Raw genomic sequence first — 18,028 nt, forward strand, 5'->3', positions numbered from 1 at the left:
TACGGTAGTCGGCCGATTCCTTGATGTGGCGAAAGCCGGTCCCGACCGCGTCGCGGTGTATTCGGCTGATTCCTCGACGACCTATGCCGAACTGGCTGCCGCCGCCGGCGGGATCGGGCATCTCGTCGTCGCGGCGGGAGCCCGCCCGGGAGCACGCGTCGGCCTGTTGACCGGTCATGGCGCGGAGACCATCGCGGCGATCATGGGAGCCCTGCTCTCCGGCTGCGGCTACGTCCCGCTCGACCCGTCGTATCCGGTGCCGCGACTGGCGTACATGCTCGACGACGCCGATGTGACCGTGCTGGTCACCACGCGGAGGCACGCGGCACTCGCCCGGTCCCTCGTCGGGGAACGGTCCTGCGCGGTGGTCCTCATCGAGGACGCGACCCCGACGACCGCGATGCCGTCGGCCGCCGCGACGATCGAGCCGGACGACCTGGCCTACCTGCGTTACACCTCCGGATCCACCGGCGTGCCCAAGGGGGTGGCCCAGAGCCACCGCAACCTGGCGCACTGCGTCGGCAACCAGATCGAGAGCCTGTCGATCACCTCCGGCGACCGGCTCAGCCTGCTCGCCTCGGTCAGCTTCGATGCCTCCATCCCCGACATCTATCCCGCCCTGCTGACCGGCGCGGCCGTCGTCCCGATCGATGTCCGCGCCCTCGGACCGGACGAGCTGGTAAGCCGCCTGGCCGGCTCGGGGGTGACCGTCTACCATTCCACTCCGACGCTCTACCGGTATGTGCTCGACGCGCTGGGACCCGACGGCCGGCTGCCCTCGATACGGACCGTGCTGCTCGGCGGCGAGCGGGTGACCAGGACCGACGTGACGGCCGGCCGGGGCCGGTTCGGTGACGCATGCCGTTTCGTCAACGGTTACGGCGCCACCGAAGCCACCTTCGTGGCCCACCACCAGATCTTCTTCGACTCGGTGGAGAGCGAGCCGGAGGCCGGGCCCCTGGTGCCGATCGGCCGGGCGCTGCCGGGCTACGAGGTGGTGCTGCTGGACTCCGGCGACGGTGCGGGCGAGATCGCCGTCCGCAGCCCGTACCTGGCGCTGGGGTACTGGCGGGATCCGGAGCGCACCGCCGAACGGTTCACCACCGACGGAGACGGCGGGCGGCTCTATCGCACCGGAGATCTCGGGCGCGAGCTCCCCGACGGCACACTGGTCTGCCTGGGCAGGCTGGACCGGCAGATCAAGGTGCGCGGGTTCCGCGTCGAACCGGCCGAGGTGGAGGCGCACCTGGCGGGACAGCCGGGGGTGGCCAGAGCCGTGGTCACGCTCGCCGGCGACCGGCTCGTCGCCCACGTCCAGCCCTCCGCCGCCGCCGTACTGGATCCGGCCGCGATGCGACGGACCGCGGCCGAGACCCTCCCCGACCACCTGGTGCCTTCGGCGATCGTGGTGCTCGACGCGCTGCCCCTCACCCCGACCGGCAAGGTGGACACCCGGGCCCTGCCCGTGCCGGGCCCCGCCCGCGCCGGCGAACGGCCGGCCACGCCCGCCGAGGCCACGGTGCACGACCTCTGGTGCGACGTGCTCGGAGTGGACCAGGTCGGCGTGACCGAGCCGTTCTTCGACGCCGGCGGGCACTCCCTGCTCCTGGGACGGCTCCAGCAGCGATTGACCGACGCGTTCGGGACGCCGGTGCCGATGACGACGCTGTTCGAGCACACCACGGTGCGCACCCAGGCCCGGGCCCTGTCCGCTCCGTCCGGTCCGTCCGCTCCATCCGGTCCGTCCGCTCCGTTCGGTCCGTCCGCTCCGTTCGGTCCGTCCGGTTCATCCGGTTCTTCGCGCCTCCGGTCGGACGTCGCGGCGACCGCCGACACCGAGGCCGACACCGACGCTGAGGCCGACACCGACACCGACACCGACGGTTCGGGCGACCACATCGCGGTCGTCGGCCTGGGCTGCCGGTTCCCGGGCTCGCCCGACCCGGCCGCGTTCTGGTCCGTGCTGTCCGACGGGGTGGACGCCATCTGGGACTACCCGGAGGCGGAGCTGCGCGAGCTGGGCATCGGGGCGACCCTGCTGGCGGATCCCGCGCATGTGAAGGCCGGCGGAAAGCTGGACGGGGTGGGGGACTTCGACGCGGAGTTCTTCGGTTTCGGCGCCGACGAGGCCGCCCGCACCGATCCGCAGCACCGGCTGTTCCTTGAGACGGCCTGGGAGGCCCTGGAGGACGCCGGGTGCGACCCGGAGCGGTTCGACGGCCAGATCGGGGTGTTCGCCTCCGCCTCGGCCAACCGCTACTTCCTCTTCCACCTGTTCGGCAACCCCGCCGCCGGAACGCCGGACGATCCCGACGACTGGGAGGGACGGCTCCTTCCCCACCAGAGCTCCGACCATCTGCCGGGCCAGGCCGCCTACCGGCTCGGCCTGACCGGTCCGGCGATCGCGGTGCAGACCGCCTGCTCCAGCTCCCTGGTCGCGGTCTGCCTGGCCGCCCAGAGCCTCGCCGACTACCGCTGCGACCTCGCGCTCGCCGGCGGTGTCACCGTCACCTGGCCGCGGCACCGGCACACCCCCGGTGGGATGGTCTCTCCCGACGGCCGGTGCCGCGCGTTCGACGCCGCGGCCGAGGGCTCGGGGTTCTCCAGCGGGAGCGGCGTGGTGGCGCTGAAGCGGCTCGCGGACGCCATGGCCGACGGCGACCACGTGTACGCCGTGATCCCCGGCTGGGCGATCGGCAACGACGGCGCCGCGCGGGCCGGCTTCGCCGTACCGGGTCTGGCCGGGCAGGTGGCCGCGGTGACCGAGGCCCTTGAGGACGCGGAGATCTCTCCCGACGAGGTCGGCATGGTGGAGCTGCACGGCAGCGGCACCCCGCTGGGAGACGCCATCGAGGTGGAGGCGCTGACCCGGGCCTACCTGACGGCCGGCGCGCAGGGCCGCGGTCACTGCGCGCTCGGCGCGGTCAAGACCAACATCGGCCACACGGACGCCGCCTCCGGGATCGCGGGGTTCATCAAGGCGGTCCTGTCGGTACGGCACGGGCAGATCCCTGGCAACCTGCACCTCGCCTCTCCCAACCCGCAGCTCGACCTGGACCGCGGGCCGTTCTACCTGCCGGCCAAGACGACGCACTGGCCCATCGGCCGACGGCGGGTGGCGGGGGTCAGCGCGATCGGCATCGGCGGCACCGGTGCGCATGTCCTGGTCGCCGAGGCGCCTGAGCCGCCGGCCGCGCCGCCCGTCTCCGGGGGCCGCTACCTGTTCCCGGTCTCCGCCCGTTCTCCCGAGGCCCTCCGAGCCGCGATCGTACGGCTGCGCGACCACCTCGCCGCCAACCCGCACCTGTCGCCGGCCGACGTGGCGCACACCCTGACGGTCGGCCGCCGGGCTTTCGCCCACCGGGTCGTCGTGGAGTGCGGCGGCATCGCCGAGGCCGTCGCGGCGCTCGACCCCGACCGGCTGTCGTCCCAAGCCGGTGTGCCCGAAGGGCTGCCCGCCGGATCCGCCGTCCCAGGACGGCGGATACCCCTGCCGACCTATCCCTTCCAGCGGCAGCGCTACTGGATCGACCCGCCGGGAGGCACCCGATGACCACCTTGACGGCCCGTTGGTTCCGGTGCGCGCGCCCGCTGCCGCACGCGGCGCTCCGGCTGTTCTGCCTGCCGTACGCCGGTGCGGGCGCGGGTGTGTTCCATCCGTGGCCGGCCGCCCTCGCTCCCGACGTGGAGGTCGTGGGCGTCCAGCTGCCGGGCAGGGAGAACAGGATCGTCGAGCCGGCCGAGATCGACCTGACCGAACTGGCCGCCGCGCTCGCCGAGGCCGTGACCGCCGACGGCCGGCCCTACGCGCTGTACGGGCACTCGCTGGGCGCGCGGCTCGCGTTCGAGGTGATCCGGCGGCTGCGCCGTACCGGTGCGCCGCTGCCGGTCCGGCTGTACGTGGGCGCCGCCCGCGCGCCGCACCTGAACGCGTCGGCCATGTTCGACGGGCTCTCCCGCCTCTCCGACGACGAGTTGGTGGCCCGGGTCGTGGCCGGCGGTGGTGTGCCCGGGGAGGTCGCCGACGAACCGGAACTGCTGGAGTTGCTGCTGCCGACGCTGCGGGCGGACTTCACCTGGCTGGACGACTACGTGTACCAGCCGGGGTCGCCGCTGCCGGTGCCGATCACGGCCTTCGCCGGCACGCTCGACCGGGCCGTTTCGACGGAGCAGATGACTCCGTGGGAGCAGCACACCACCGCCGGGTTCGTCCTGCACCACATCGACGGCGGCCACTTCTTCCTCCAGGACAACCTGGCGGACCTGACCGCTCTGCTGGCCGCGGACCTCATGACGCCGGACGGCGAGCGGCCGGACGGCGAGCGATCGGCGACGACGAGGGTGGAGCTGGGCGGCACCGGCTGGTCGGTCTGGCCGGACGCACTGCTGCGCACCACCGGATTCCCCGCCGACGGGCTGGACGCCTTCGCCTCCCCCGCCGCCGCGGCAGCCGCCGACGACCTGCTCGCCGGACGCGGCGACGCCGAGGCATTCGACAAGGCCCTCGCCGACGCCATCACGGCCGGCGCCCGGAAGATCTGCGAGATCGCCGCCGACCCGCTGTTCCGCGAGGCCGTCACCTGGCAGAACCCCGGCGTCCTGGTCGCCCTGGACGGCCTGCTCGCCGGCGGCCCCGACGCCACCCGCAACGTACGCCGCCGGGAGCGTGAACGCGCCGTCATCCGCTACTGGCAGCGCTACTGCGCCAAGAACGAGACCATCGGCTTCTTCGGCCCCGTCTGCTGGATCGGCATCAGCTCGGACACCGATCGGGCGCTGGACGTCCGTACCGGGCCCGGTCTGCTACGCGAGCGCCGGGTGTCCTTCGAGAGCTGGGCGGTGACCGCCTACGCCGACCAGCTGGCCGAGGATCCGCGGATCCGCCGCTGGTGGCCGCCCACGCTGCTGCCCCACCTCACCCTGAACGGGCGACACGTCCTGCGCCCCATGCAACCACCCCTACCGCTGACCGCACCCGAAGCCGCCCTCCTGGCCCGCTGCGACGGACGCACCCCCGCCAACCAAACCGTCACCGCACTCGACCGCCCCGAAGACGGCTACCTCCTCCTGCAACGCCTGGTCGAACGCGACCTCATCACCTGGGACGCCGCCCTGCCCATCGGCCGCGACGCCGAACACGCCCTACGCGAACGCATCACCACCATCGGCGACCCCGACCTCCGACACCACGCCCTGACCGGACTGGACCGGCTGTGCGCCGCCCGCGACACCGTCGCCACCGCCGCCGGCGACCCCGACACCCTCAAAACCGCCCTCGCCGCCCTCGACACCGAATTCACCACCCTCACCGGCACCCCACCCCGCCGCCGCGACGGCCAGATGTACGCCGGCCGCACCCTCTGCTACGAAGACACCACCCGCGACCTCGACGTCACCATCGGCGCCACCCTCCTCCACGACCTCGCACCACCCCTCGCCATCATCCTCACCACCGCCCGCTGGCTCACCCACGCGGTCGACTCGGCGTGCCGGGATGTCCTGCGGGACCTCTACACCGAACTGCAGGAGGACACCGGCGCCCCGGTGAGCCTGGCCGACCTGTGGTACCTCGCCCAAGGGCTGCTGTTCACCGGCGGCGACAACCCCTTCCGCACGGTGGCGGACGACTTCTCCCGGCGGTGGGCCGAGCTGACCAGTGTGCCGGTCGGTGCCGAAAGCGGCACCCGCGTCCAGCTGTCCGCCGCCGACCTGACCGAGACCGTGGCCCGGCTCTTCCCCGCCGAGCGGCCCGGCTGGTCCACCGCCCGACTGCACAGCCCCGACCTGCAGATCTGCGCCCCCGACGTCGACGCCGTCAACCGCGGCGACTACCAGGCGGTCCTCGGCGAACTGCACCCGGCGTGGCCGGCGTTCGACAGCGTGTTGTTCAGCCCGTTCCATCCCGACCCCGACAGGCTCCGCGCCGACCTCGATTTCGACCTGGGACCGGACCGGCTCCGGATCCTCTACCCGGAGGACTATCCGCGCACCACCACCCGCACCGGCTACGGGCTCGTCCGGCCCCGTGACCGGCAGCTGGGCATCGACAGAGCACGGGGCGCCGACCCTGACCGGCTGCTGCCGGTCACCGCGGTCACCGTCTCCGACGAGGACGGCACCCTGATCGCCACCGCACCCGACGGACACCGGTGGCCGCTGATCGAGGTGTTCGCCGAGATGCTCGGCATGCAACTGCTGGACGCGTTCAAGCTCACCGTGCCCGCCCCGCACATCCCCCGCATCACCATCGACCGGCTCACCATCGCCCGCGAAACCTGGCGCACCACCGTCGCCGAGACCGGACTGGCCGACATCACCAAAGAACGCGAACGCTACCTCGCCACCCGCGCCTGGCAGCACCGCCTCAACCTGCCCGACCAGATCTTCGTCAAGATCGGCACCGAAGTGAAACCCTGCTACACCGACCTCACCAGCCCCCACTACGTGGGTGCCCTGTGCACCATGTTCCGCACCGCCGGACCCGACACCTCCGTGGTGATCAGCGAAGCCCTCCCCACCCCCGACCAGGCCTGGGTCCCCGACCACCACGGCAACCGCTACTTCAGCGAACTCCGCCTGCAGATCACCGACCCCACCCCCGCAGGCGGTGCACGGTGACGAGGGTGGAACTGGGCGGCACCGGCTGGTCGGTCTGGCCGGACGCACTGCTGCGCACCACCGGATTCCCCGCCGACGGGCTGGACGCCTTCGCCTCCCCCACCGCCGCGGCAGCCGCCGACGACCTGCTCGCCGGACGCGGCGACGCCGAGGCATTCGACAAGGCCCTCGCCGACGCCATCACGGCCGGCGCCCGGAAGATCTGCGAGATCGCCGCCGACCCGCTGTTCCGCGAGGCCGTCACCTGGCAGAACCCCGGCGTCCTGGTCGCCCTGGACGGCCTGCTCGCCGGCGGCCCCGACGCCACCCGCAACGTACGCCGCCGCGACCGCGAACGCGCCGTCATCCGCTACTGGCAGCGCTACTGCGCCAAGAACGAGACCATCGGCTTCTTCGGCCCCGTCTGCTGGATCACCGCGGAGAACACCGGTGCGGACGGCACGCCAGCGGCCGGCGGCACCCCGGCGTTGACGGTCCGTACCGGGCCCGGTCTGCTGCGGGAACGGCGGGTGTCCTTCGAAGGCTGGGCCATGAGCGCCTATGCCGACCACCTCGCCCAGGATCCGCGGATCCGCCGCTGGTGGCCGCCCACGCTGCTGCCCCACCTCACCCTGAACGGGCGACACGTCCTGCGCCCCATGCAACCACCCCTACCGCTGACCGCACCCGAAGCCGCCCTCCTGGCCCGCTGCGACGGACGCACCCCCGCCAACCAAACCGTCACCGCACTCGACCGCCCCGAAGACGGCTACCTCCTCCTGCAACGCCTGGTCGAACGCGACCTCATCACCTGGGACGCCGCCCTGCCCATCGGCCGCGACGCCGAACACGCCCTACGCGAACGCATCACCACCATCGGCGACCCCGACCTCCGACACCACGCCCTGACCGGACTGGACCGGCTGTGCGCCGCCCGCGACACCGTCGCCACCGCCGCCGGCGACCCCGACACCCTCAAAACCGCCCTCGCCGCCCTCGACACCGAATTCACCACCCTCACCGGCACCCCACCCCGCCGCCGCGACGGCCAGATGTACGCCGGCCGCACCCTCTGCTACGAAGACACCACCCGCGACCTCGACGTCACCATCGGCGCCACCCTCCTCCACGACCTCGCACCACCCCTCGCCATCATCCTCACCACCGCCCGCTGGCTGACGGTGGCGCTGGCCGACGCGTACGGAGCGGCGTTGCGGGAGCTGTACGACGACCTGCGGGAGGACACCGGCGCCCTGGTGAGCCTGGCCGACCTGGTGTCGCTGGCCCAGGGTCTGTTCTGGGGCGCCGGCCGGCGTCCCGCGGACGCCGTCGCCGAGGAGTTCACCCGGCGCTGGGGGGACCTGTTCGGTCTGGGGGAGGACGACACCCGCGTCCAGCTGTCCGCCGCCGACCTGACCGAGACCGTGGCCCGGCTCTTCCCCGCCGAGCGGCCCGGCTGGTCCGGTGCCCGGATCCACAGCCCCGACCTGCAGATCTGCGCCCCCGACGTCGACGCCGTCAACCGCGGCGATTACCAGGCGGTCCTCGGCGAGCTGCACGCGGCGTGGCCGACGTTCGACTGCGATCTCTTCACGGCCTGGCACCCCGAGGTCGACCGGCTCCGCGACGAGCTGACCGCCGACCTCGGACGGCACCGGGTCCGGCTGCTCCACCCCGACACCTGGCCCCGGCACACCGGGCGGGTCGCGTCGTCGCTGACCGGCACCACCGACCGGCTGCTGGGGTTCGCCACGGCGTCGGGCGCCGACCCCGACCGGCTGCTGCCGGTCACCGCGGTCACCGTCTCCGACGAGGACGGCACCCTGATCGCCACCGCACCCGACGGACACCGGTGGCCGCTGATCGAGGTGTTCGGCGGGATGCTCAACGGGCTCGCCGTGGACGCGTTCAAGCTCACCGTGCCCGCCCCGCACATCCCCCGCATCACCATCGACCGGCTCACCATCGCCCGCGAAACCTGGCGCACCACCGTCGCCGAGACCGGACTGGCCGACATCACCAAAGAACGCGAACGCTACCTCGCCACCCGCGCCTGGCAGCACCGCCTCAACCTGCCCGACCAGATCTTCGTCAAGATCGGCACCGAAGTGAAACCCTGCTACACCGACCTCACCAGCCCCCACTACGTGGGTGCCCTGTGCACCATGTTCCGCACCGCCGGACCCGACACCTCCGTGGTGATCAGCGAAGCCCTCCCCACCCCCGACCAGGCCTGGGTCCCCGACCACCACGGCAACCGCTACTTCAGCGAACTCCGCCTGCAGATCACCGACCCCACCCCCGCAGGCGGTGCACGATGAACGCCCGCCCGCCCCACCCGGCGAGCTCCGCGGTGGAGACCGTCGCCGACCTCATCGTGGCGCGGGCCCGCGCCGTGCCGGACTCCGTCGCGGTCGAGCAGTGGGACGAGAAGATCACTTATCGCGAGCTGGTCGCCCGTGCCACCGCGCTCGCCGCCGAGCTCGGCGCGCTCGGCGTCGGGCCGGAGAGCAGGGTCGGCGTCTGCCTGGAGCGGCGCCCCGCGATGGTGGTCGCGCTCCTCGGTGTCCTGCTGGCCGGTGGCTGTTACGTGCCGCTGGATCCGGCCGGCCCGCGGCTGCGGCTGCGGGACACGGCCGCCGACGCCGGTCTGGACATCGTGGTGTGCGATCGGGTGGGAGCGGAGGCCGTCGGCGAGACGGGCTTGCGGTGCGTCGCCGTACCCGGGCCGGCCGGCCCGGTCGACCTGTCCGCCGTGCCCCCCTGTCCCGCCGCACCGGACAACCTCGCCTATGTGATCTACACCTCGGGTTCCACCGGCCGCCCCAAGGGCGTGCTCGTCACCCACCGCAACCTGGCCGCCTACGTCGTCACCTGGGCCGCGCACACCGGGGCCGGGCAGGACACCCGCGCGCTGGGCTTCTCCTCCCTCGGATTCGACGCCTCCATCATCGACCTGTTCGTGCCGCTGTCCGTGGGCGGGTCGGTGCAGCTGGCCGCTGAGACCGACCGCACCGACCCCGCGCGGCTGCAGCGGTTCATCACCGAGCACCGGGTCACCTGGGGAATACTCACCCCGGCCGTGCTGTCCCTGCTGGACCCGGCCGCGCTGCCCGGCTGGCGGACGGTGATGTGCGGCGGCGACGTGGTGCCGGCCGAGCTGGTCGACCGGTGGGCGACGGCGGGCCGCCGGTTCGTCAACACCTACGGACCCACCGAGACCACGGTGGCGCCCGTCGCCGGCGAGCTGACCGCACCGCAGACCACGCCGGTCACGCTCGGCCTTCCGACGCACGGCAACCGCTGCTACGTCGTCGACGACCGGCTCCGCCCGGTCGAGCCGGGGGCCGAGGGCGAGCTGCTGATCGGCGGCCCCGGCATCACCCGGGGCTACCTGGGCAGGCCCGCGCTGACCGCCGGAGCGTTCGTGCCCGACCCGTTCTCCGGCGAGGCGGGCGCGCGGCTCTACCGGACCGGGGACATGGTGCGTTACGCCGACGACGGGCAGCTCGTCTACCTGGGACGCCGCGACGGGCAGATCAAGATCCGCGGGCAGCGGATCGAACTCGGCGAGATCGCGGCCGTGCTGCAGGAGCACCCGGCGGTCGCGCAGGCGGCCGTGGAAGCGGTGCCGGGGCCCGGCGGAGGCTTGGAGCTGGTCGCGTTCCTCACCCCGGAGGACGCCCCGGCCGATACCGGCTACGCCGCTTCGCGGCTGACCGCGGCGATGCTGCCCGGGCGGGTGCTGCGCCTGCCCGGACTGCCGCTCAACGCCTCCGGCAAGGTGGACCGGGCCGGGCTGCGGGAACTCGCCGCCCGGGAGCGCCCGGCCGGCGGCTCACCCGAGGACTCGCTCCAAGGGGAGACCGCCACCGAACGCGCGCTCGCGGCGGTGTGGCGGCGCCTGGGCGTCGGCGCCGACTTCTTCGCCGGCGGCGGTGACTCGATCACCGCGATGCGGCTGGTCGCCGCCGTCCGCGACGAGCTGGGCCTGGACGTGACGGTGGACGACGTGTTCGCCGGCCGTACCCTGCCGGAGATCGCCGGGCGGTTCGACAGGGCCGCCCGGCTGCGGGGTCCGGAGCTCTCCCTCGGCCACCCGCCGACCCTGGCGCCGCCGCAGCGCCGCCTGTGGTTCCTGGACCAGTTGGCGCCCGAGGCCGCGCCGTACAACATCGCCCTGGCCGAGACGCTGCGCGGCCCCCTGGAGGTGCCGGCGCTGCGGGCGGCGCTGCGGGCCGTCGCCGACCGGCACGCCGTGCTGCGCTGGCGGATCCGGCAGACGGCCGGGGTGCCGTACGCCGTCTGCGAGCCGCCCGGCGAGGTGGAGCTGACCGTGGTCGACCTGCGCGGGTACGGCCGGGCGCAGCGGGACGCGCAGCTGCGCACCCGGCTGGCGGCCGGTGCGTCCGCGCCGTTCGACCTGGCGGGCGGTCCTCCCTGGCGGGCCTGGCTGTACGTGCTGGGCCCCGACGAGCACGTGCTGGCGCTGACCCTGCACCACGCGGTGTTCGACGGCTGGTCCCGGGACGCGCTCTACACCGATCTCTCCGCCTGCTACGCGGCCGCCGTCGCCGGCCGGGAGCCGGACCTGGTGCCGCTGCGGGCGTCGTACGCCGACTACGCCGTCTGGCGGGCCGAGCGGGACGAGCGCGACGGGGACGCGGACCTGGCCTGGTGGGCCGGGCATCTGGACCAGGCGCCCACCGTGCTGGACCTGCCCCGTGACCGGCCCCGCCCGGCCGTGCAGACCTACCGGGGCGCCGAGGCCCACGTGGTCCTGCCGCCCGGCGCCGACGCCGCGGTCCGCGCGCTCGCCGCCGGCCTCGGCGCGACCCCGGCGGGGGTGCTGCTGGCCGGGCTCGGCCGGCTGCTCCACCGGCTCACCGGCGGCGACGACCACATCATCGGCGCGGTCGTCGCCGACCGGCGGGTGGCCGCCTTCGACGACCTGGTCGGGTTCTTCATCGACATGGTCCCGCTGCGGCTGCGCTCGGACGATGGCACCGACTTCGCCGCCCAGGTACGGCGGTGCACCCGCGAACTGCTGGACGTCGCCGCCCACCCGGCCGCTCCGCTGGAGCGCGTGGTCGAGAGGCTCGGCATCCGGCGGGACCCGTCCCGCGCCCCGCTGGTGCAGATCATGTTCAACGTGCTGAACCTCACGCGGCCCCGGCTGGAGCTGCCCGGGGTGAGCGGCGAGACGGTCGAGGTGGCCAAGCCCGGATCCCCGTTCGACATGACCGTGTACGTGACGGAGCGGGCCGGCCGGTTCTGCGTCGAGGTCGTCTACAACCCCGACCTGTTCGACGCCGCCAGGGTCGACGCGATGCTCGCCGACTACGTCGCCCTGGTCGGCGCGCTGGCCGCCGATCCGGCCACCCCGGTGGGCGAGGTCGTCCTGCCCGGACGGGTCACGCCGGACGCCGCGCCCGGCGCCATGCGGATCGCCGAACCGCATGCGCCGCCCCCGAGCTCCGGGAGCGGGTCGAGCGCCACCGAACAGCTGGTCGCCGCGATCTGGCGGGAGGTCCTGGAACGGGACACCGTCGGCCCCGACGACAACTTCTTCGACATCGGCGGTCACTCACTGGCGCTCGCCGCCGTGCACGCCCGCCTGTGCGTCCGGCTCGACCGTGAGCTGCGGATGGTGGACCTGTTCCGCTACCCGAACATCCGTGCCTTCGCCGCCCACCTGGACGCCCAGGTGAGCGGTCCCGCAGGCGCCCCCCCGACCGGGGACTCGGAGCTTGCCCGCGCCGTCTCGCGAGGCGAGGCGAGGCGCAACCGTACCCGACGCCCACGACGCGTCAACAGCACCACCGGACAGGAGAACGACCATGACCAGTGACGTCGCCGACGAGGGCGTCGAGCCGATCGCCATCGTGGGGATGGCCGCCCGGGTGCCGGGCGCGGCCGACCTCGACGAGTTCTGGCGCAACCTGGTCGACGGGGTCGAGTCGATCACCACCTTCACCCGTGAGGAGCAGCTGGCCAGGGGGGTGGCCGAGGAGGACGTCGACGACCCGAGCTGGGTGTCGAAGGCCCCCTACGTCGAGGGGTACGACCAGTTCGACGCCGGGCTGTTCGGGCTGACCGCGCGCGAGGCGGAGATCCTCAACCCGCAGCACCGGCTGTTCCTGGAGACGTGCTACACCGCGCTGAACGACTCCGGGACCGACCCCGGACGTTACGACGGCACCATCGGCGTGTACGCCGGCACCGGAGGCAACCAGTACCTGTGGGAGAACCTGGCCCGCAACGAGCGGGTGTGGGAGACCCGCCACGGCATCGGCCTGGCCACCGCCAACTCGCCGAACTACGTGGCCACCACCGTGTCGTACCGGCTGAACCTGCGCGGGCCCAGCCTGACCGTCCACACCGCCTGCTCCACGTCGCTGGTCGCGCTCCACCTGGCCTGCGAGGCGCTGCGCGGCGGCGAGTGCGACATGGCCCTGGCGGGCGGCGTGAACGTGGAGCACCCGCCGGCGACCGGATACATCGGGGTGGAGGGGTTCACCTCCCCCGAAGGGCACTGCCGCCCGTTCGACGCCGACGCGAACGGCACCGTCTGGGGCAGCGGGGTCGGCGTCGCCGTACTGAAGCGGCTTGAGGACGCCATCGCCGACGGCGACCACATCCACGCCGTGGTGCGGGGCAACGCGATCAACAACGACGGCGCCGGGAAGGTCGGCTTCTCCGCGCCCAGCGTCGACGGACAGGCCGCCGCGGTGGCGCAGGCGGTCGGGGCGGCCGGGATCGACCCGCGCAGCATCGGCTACGTCGAGGCGCACGGCACCGGCACCGCGATGGGCGACCCGATCGAGGTCGCCGCCCTGTCCGCGGTGTACGCACAGGGCACGCAGGACCGCGGCTGGTGCGGCATCGGTTCGGTGAAGTCCAACATCGGCCATCTCAGTCAGGCCGCGGGCATCATCAGCGTGATCAAGGCGGTGCTGGCGCTGGAGCACGGGCTCATCCCGCCGACGATCAACTACGAACGCCCCAACCCGGCGATCGACTTCGCCGAGACCCCGTTCTACGTGGCCGCCACGCTCAGCAAGTGGGAGACGGACGGCGGTCCCCGGCGCGCCGGAGTGAGCTCCTTCGGCATCGGCGGCACCAACGCGCACCTGATCCTGGAGGAGGCGCCGCGCGTCGACGCGGAGCCCCTTCCCCAGCGGCCCGCGCACCTGCTGCAGGTGTCCGCCAAGACCGCCACCGCGCTGGACACGGCGCTGGACCGGCTCGCCGGGCACCTGGAGGCGCACGGGAACCTCGACCTCGCCGACGTGGCCCACACGCTGCGGACCGGCCGGATGGAGTACTCCCACCGGGCCGCGGTGGCGGCCACCGGTCCCGCCGACGCGATGACCGCGCTGCGGGACCGCAAGCGCCGCCGTAAGGGCGAGGCCGGTGCGACCCCGCCGGCGGTGGCCTTCCTGTTCTCCGGGCAGGGCGCGCAGTACGCCGGCATGGGCGCGGAGCTGTACCGGACGGAACCGGTGTTCGCCGCCGCGGTCGACGAGTGCGCGGACCTGCTCACCGGGACTCTCGGCCTCGACCTGCGCGAGCTGATGTTCGGCGCCGCGCCCGGCGCCGACGAGACGCTCCGGCAGACGCGCTACACCCAGCCGGCGCTGTTCACCGTGGAGTACGCGCTGGCCCGGCTCTGGCAGAGCTGGGGAGTACGGCCGGCCGCGATGATCGGCCACTCCATCGGCGAGTACGTCGCCGCGACCGTCGCCGGAGTCTTCACCCTGGCCGACGCGGTGCGACTGGTCGCCGCCCGGGGCGCGCTGATGCAGTCGATGCCGCCGGGCGCGATGCTCGCCGTCCAGCGGGACGAGTCGGCACTGGCCGGCCGGCTGCCGGACGGGGTGTCGGTGGCGACCGTCAACGGACCGGGCACCTGCGTGGTGGCCGGCTCCGCGGACGCGATCGAGGCGTTCGCCGAGGCGCTGAAGGCCGAGAAGGTGGGCTGCAAGGCCCTGCGCACCTCACACGCGTTCCACTCGCCGATGATGGAGCCGATCCTCGCGGAGTTCACCGAGCTGGTCGCGTCGGTGCCCCGGCAGGCTCCGGGCCTGCCGTTCTGGTCCAACGTCACCGGTGAGCTCATCACCGCCGAGCAGGCGACGGACCCGGCGTACTGGGCCGGCCACCTGCGGCAGCCCGTCCGGTTCGGCGCCTGCGTGGCCGGGCTGTTCGCCGCGCACGGCGACACGCCTCCGCTGCTGGTGGAGTGCGGGCCCGGACGGCAGCTGGCCGGGCTGGCCAGGATGCAGCTCCCCAAGGGGGCGGCCGCGCCGCTGCCCAGCATGCCCGGCGCCGGGGAGCGGGCCGGGGACGCCGCCACCGTCTACGACGCGGCGGGCACGCTGTGGGCCGCCGGGGTGCCGCTGGGGGCGGGCTTCGGCGCGGCGGGCCGCCGGGTGCCGCTGCCGGCGTACCCGTTCGAGCGCCGGCGCTACTGGATCGACGCCGACCCGGCCGACCAGGCGGCCGCCGCCCCGGTCAGGCGCCGGGGTCCGCTGCCGCTGGCCGACTGGTTCGCGGTCCCCACCTGGCGCCAGGCGGCCCCGGACCTCCGCCGGGCCGACCTCGGCGACTGCGTCGTGCTGGCCGACGGGCCCCGCGGGCGGGAACTCGTCACCGAACTGCGCGCCCGGGGCGTCACCGTACGGGTCGCCGGTCCCGGCGACCACGGGGCGGTGCTCGCCGAAGGCGTCCCCGCCAGGATCGTGCACGCCCTGGCGCTGGACGGGCTGCCCGCGGACGGCGGGATCACCGCCACCTGGGACGCGCAGGAGCGCGGCTTCTTCAGCCTGCTGGACCTGGTCCAGGCGCTGGCCGGTGCGGGCGTGGCCGACGGCATCCACCTCGACGTGGTGTCGTCGGGCACCTCGGACGCCCAGGGCCCCCTGCTCCGCCCCGAGCACGCCACCATCGCCGGCATCGCCAGGGTGGTCCCGCTGGAGGTGCCCGGCCTGACCGTCCGGCACATCGACGCCGACCCGGAGGCGGGCACCGCGCAGACGGCCGACCTCGTCTCCGAGTTGCTGCGGCCCGCCGACGAGGCGGAGGTGGCGCTGCGCGCCGGCCGCCGCTGGGTCACCGACTACACCCAGGTGTCCGTGGGCGAGGAGGCCGCCGGGACCCCGGTGGTCCGCGACGGGGGCCGCTACCTGATCACCGGTGGCGTCGGCGGGATCGGCATCACCCTCGCCGAGGACTTCGCCCGGCGGGCCCGTGCCCGCCTGGCGCTGCTCAGCCGGGCCGGCCTGCCGCCGCGGGAGGAGTGGGACACCCACCTGACGGTGCACGGCGGCGCCGACCGGACAGGCCGGGCCATCCTGGCCATCCGGCGGATGGAGCAGGCCGGCGCCCAGGTGCTGGTACTGGCCGCGGACGTCACCGACCCGGCCGACCTGGGCGCCGCGCGCACCCGGATCGAGGCCGAGTTCGGCGGGCTGGACGGCATCGTGCACGCCGCCGGACTGCCCGGTGGCGGTATGGCCGAGGTGAAGGACCGCGCCGCGGCGACCGCCGTACTGGCCCCCAAGATCGCGGGAACCCTCGCCCTGGCGCAGGTCTTCGGCGACCTCCCGCTCGACTGGGTGGCGCTCTGCTCCTCGGTGACCTCGGTGGTCGGCGGCTTCGGGCAGGTCGACTACTGCGCGGCCAACGGCTTCCTCGACGCCTACGCCCGCAGCGCGCACGGCTGGCGCGCGCCGGTCGTCTCGCAGAACTGGGGCGGCTGGACCGAGGTCGGCATGGCCGTCGAGGTGTCCGCGCCCGACGGTTTCCGGGCCGCCCGCGGCGGAGTGGCCGGCGCGATGGACCACCCGGTCCTCTCCACCCGGGTCACCGGGCAGGACGGCGAGGCCGAGTGCCACGGGCTGGTGTCCGCCGGCACGCACTGGCTGCTCGACGAGCACCGGATCGGCGAGGTGCCCGTGGTGCCCGGCACCGGTCACCTGGAGGCGGCCCGCGCCGCCGTGGCCGCGTGCCTGCCCGCGCCGGACGCCGACCACGTCGTGGAGCTGCGGGACGTGGCGTTCCTGGAACCGTTCTCGGTGCCCGACGGGAGCACCGCCCAGTACCGGGTGGAGCTGACCGGCTCGCCGGACGGCGTCGAGTTCGGGGTGGTGAGCCGTACGGCGGGCCGCTCCGCCACGCACGTGCGCGGCTCGGCCGCGTGGGTCCGTCCCGGACCGGCCGCGGCGACGGACGCCCCGTCGATCGTGGCCCGTTGCCGGCCGCGCTCCACCGGGCACGAGACCGGGCACGAGACCGGCCGCACCAGCATGCTCGCCTTCGGTCCCAGGTGGGACGCGCTGGGCGAGCACCATGTGGGCGGGGATGAGGAACTCGCCAGGATCGTCGCCCCTGAGGCCGCGCTGGCCGACCTGGAGCGCTGGGTGCTGAACCCGGCGCTGCTCGACGTGGCCACCGCGTTCGGCGAGGGCCGGGGCGAGGGCAGCTACCTGCCGCTCTCCTACGGCCGGGTGCTGGTGCGCGGCCCGCTGCCCGCGCGGTTCTGGAGCCACCTGCGCTACGCCGACGGCGGTGACGACGTGGTCTCGGCGGACCTGACGCTGTTCGACGAGGACGGCCGGGTGCTGGTGGAGATCGGTGACTTCGTCCTGCGCCGGGTGGACCGTGACGCCGTCACCGGCGACCTGGCCGCCCCCGGCGGGACGGGCGCCGCGACGGCACTCCCGGCCGGGCCGGCCACGGACGGCATCGCCCCGGTGGACGGCGCGGAGGCGTTCCGCCGGGTGCTGGCCGCGCGCCTCGGTTCCCAGGTCGTGATCAACCCGCTGCCGGTGGCCGAGCTTCTCGACCGGGTCCGGGCCCGGACCACCGACATCCACGCCGGAGACGGCGAGACCGGTGGGGCCGGAGAGGACACGGCGGCGGACGGCGACCACGCCGTGCCCCGCACCGAACTGGAGGCGACCATCGCCCGCGTGTGGAGCGACGGCCTGGGCGTGTCCCGGGTCGGCATCGACGACGACTTCTTCGAACTAGGCGGCAACTCTCTGATCGCGGTGCAGCTCATCGCCTCCCTCCGCAAGGCCGTCGGCGTGAAACTGCCGATGCGCAGCCTGTTCGAGTCACCGACGGTGGCCGAACTCGCGGCCGTCGTCGAACGGCTCCGGGCCGCCGGCGAGGCCGAGCAGACCCGTCCGGCCACCACCATCCCCAAGCTGGACCGCAAATGAACGAGGCAGGAACCGTGACCGACTCCCCCTACCTGGTCGTCCGCAACGACGAGGAGCAGTACTCGATCTGGCCCGTGGGCCAGACCCTCCCCGCCGGGTGGCACGACGCCGGCTTCAGCGGAGCCCGCCAGGAGTGCCTGGACCACATCGAGACGGTATGGACTGACATGCGTCCGCTCAGCCTGCGCCAGGGGGGATGA

General features: G+C 74.0%; 6 protein-coding genes. All 6 read left to right on the forward strand.

Translation table 11 applies throughout. The features are described 5' to 3' along the window. The first annotated feature begins 55 nt into the window (after positions 1–55). Genes OHA77_RS14165 through OHA77_RS14190 form a run of 6 tightly spaced genes read left to right on the forward strand, consistent with a single transcriptional unit; the run spans position 56 to position 18,028 of the window. On the forward strand, positions 56–3,553 hold the full coding sequence (locus OHA77_RS14165) for an amino acid adenylation domain-containing protein (protein WP_406318541.1): 3,498 nt from the start codon (positions 56–58) through the stop codon (positions 3,551–3,553). Then, positions 3,550–6,618: an alpha/beta fold hydrolase gene (locus OHA77_RS14170; protein WP_406318542.1), complete on the forward strand. Its 3,069-nt coding sequence runs from the start codon at positions 3,550–3,552 to the stop codon at positions 6,616–6,618. Before OHA77_RS14165 ends, OHA77_RS14170 begins: the two co-directional genes overlap by 4 nt. Then, entirely contained in the window at positions 6,615–8,918 is a 2,304-nt protein-coding gene (locus tag OHA77_RS14175; protein WP_406318543.1) for a lantibiotic dehydratase, read from the forward strand. Before OHA77_RS14170 ends, OHA77_RS14175 begins: the two co-directional genes overlap by 4 nt. Beyond that, the gene (locus OHA77_RS14180) at positions 8,915–12,448 is read left to right on the forward strand and encodes an amino acid adenylation domain-containing protein (protein ID WP_406318545.1); all 3,534 of its coding nucleotides are present in this window, start codon (positions 8,915–8,917) and stop codon (positions 12,446–12,448) included. Before OHA77_RS14175 ends, OHA77_RS14180 begins: the two co-directional genes overlap by 4 nt. Further along, entirely contained in the window at positions 12,438–17,828 is a 5,391-nt protein-coding gene (locus OHA77_RS14185; RefSeq protein WP_406318547.1) for an SDR family NAD(P)-dependent oxidoreductase, read from the forward strand. Before OHA77_RS14180 ends, OHA77_RS14185 begins: the two co-directional genes overlap by 11 nt. After that, positions 17,825–18,028 carry an MbtH family NRPS accessory protein gene (locus OHA77_RS14190; RefSeq protein ID WP_326820142.1) on the forward strand — a complete coding sequence of 68 codons (204 nt, stop codon included), beginning with the start codon at positions 17,825–17,827 and terminating at the stop codon, positions 18,026–18,028. The genes OHA77_RS14185 and OHA77_RS14190 overlap by 4 nt, the downstream gene beginning before the upstream one ends.

The sequence above is a fragment of the Streptosporangium sp. NBC_01639 genome, from assembly GCF_045209755.1.
GTDB lineage: Bacteria > Actinomycetota > Actinomycetes > Streptosporangiales > Streptosporangiaceae > Streptosporangium.

Excerpts from the sequence above, each read along its gene's own strand:
- OHA77_RS14170 (WP_406318542.1), top strand. The coding sequence starts at position 3,550 with ATGACCACCTTGACGGCCCGTTGGTTCCGGTGCGCGCGCCCGCTGCCG.
- OHA77_RS14190 (WP_326820142.1), top strand. The coding sequence starts at position 17,825 with ATGAACGAGGCAGGAACCGTGACCGACTCCCCCTACCTGGTCGTCCGC.
- OHA77_RS14185 (WP_406318547.1), top strand. The coding sequence starts at position 12,438 with ATGACCAGTGACGTCGCCGACGAGGGCGTCGAGCCGATCGCCATCGTG.
- OHA77_RS14180 (WP_406318545.1), top strand. The coding sequence starts at position 8,915 with ATGAACGCCCGCCCGCCCCACCCGGCGAGCTCCGCGGTGGAGACCGTC.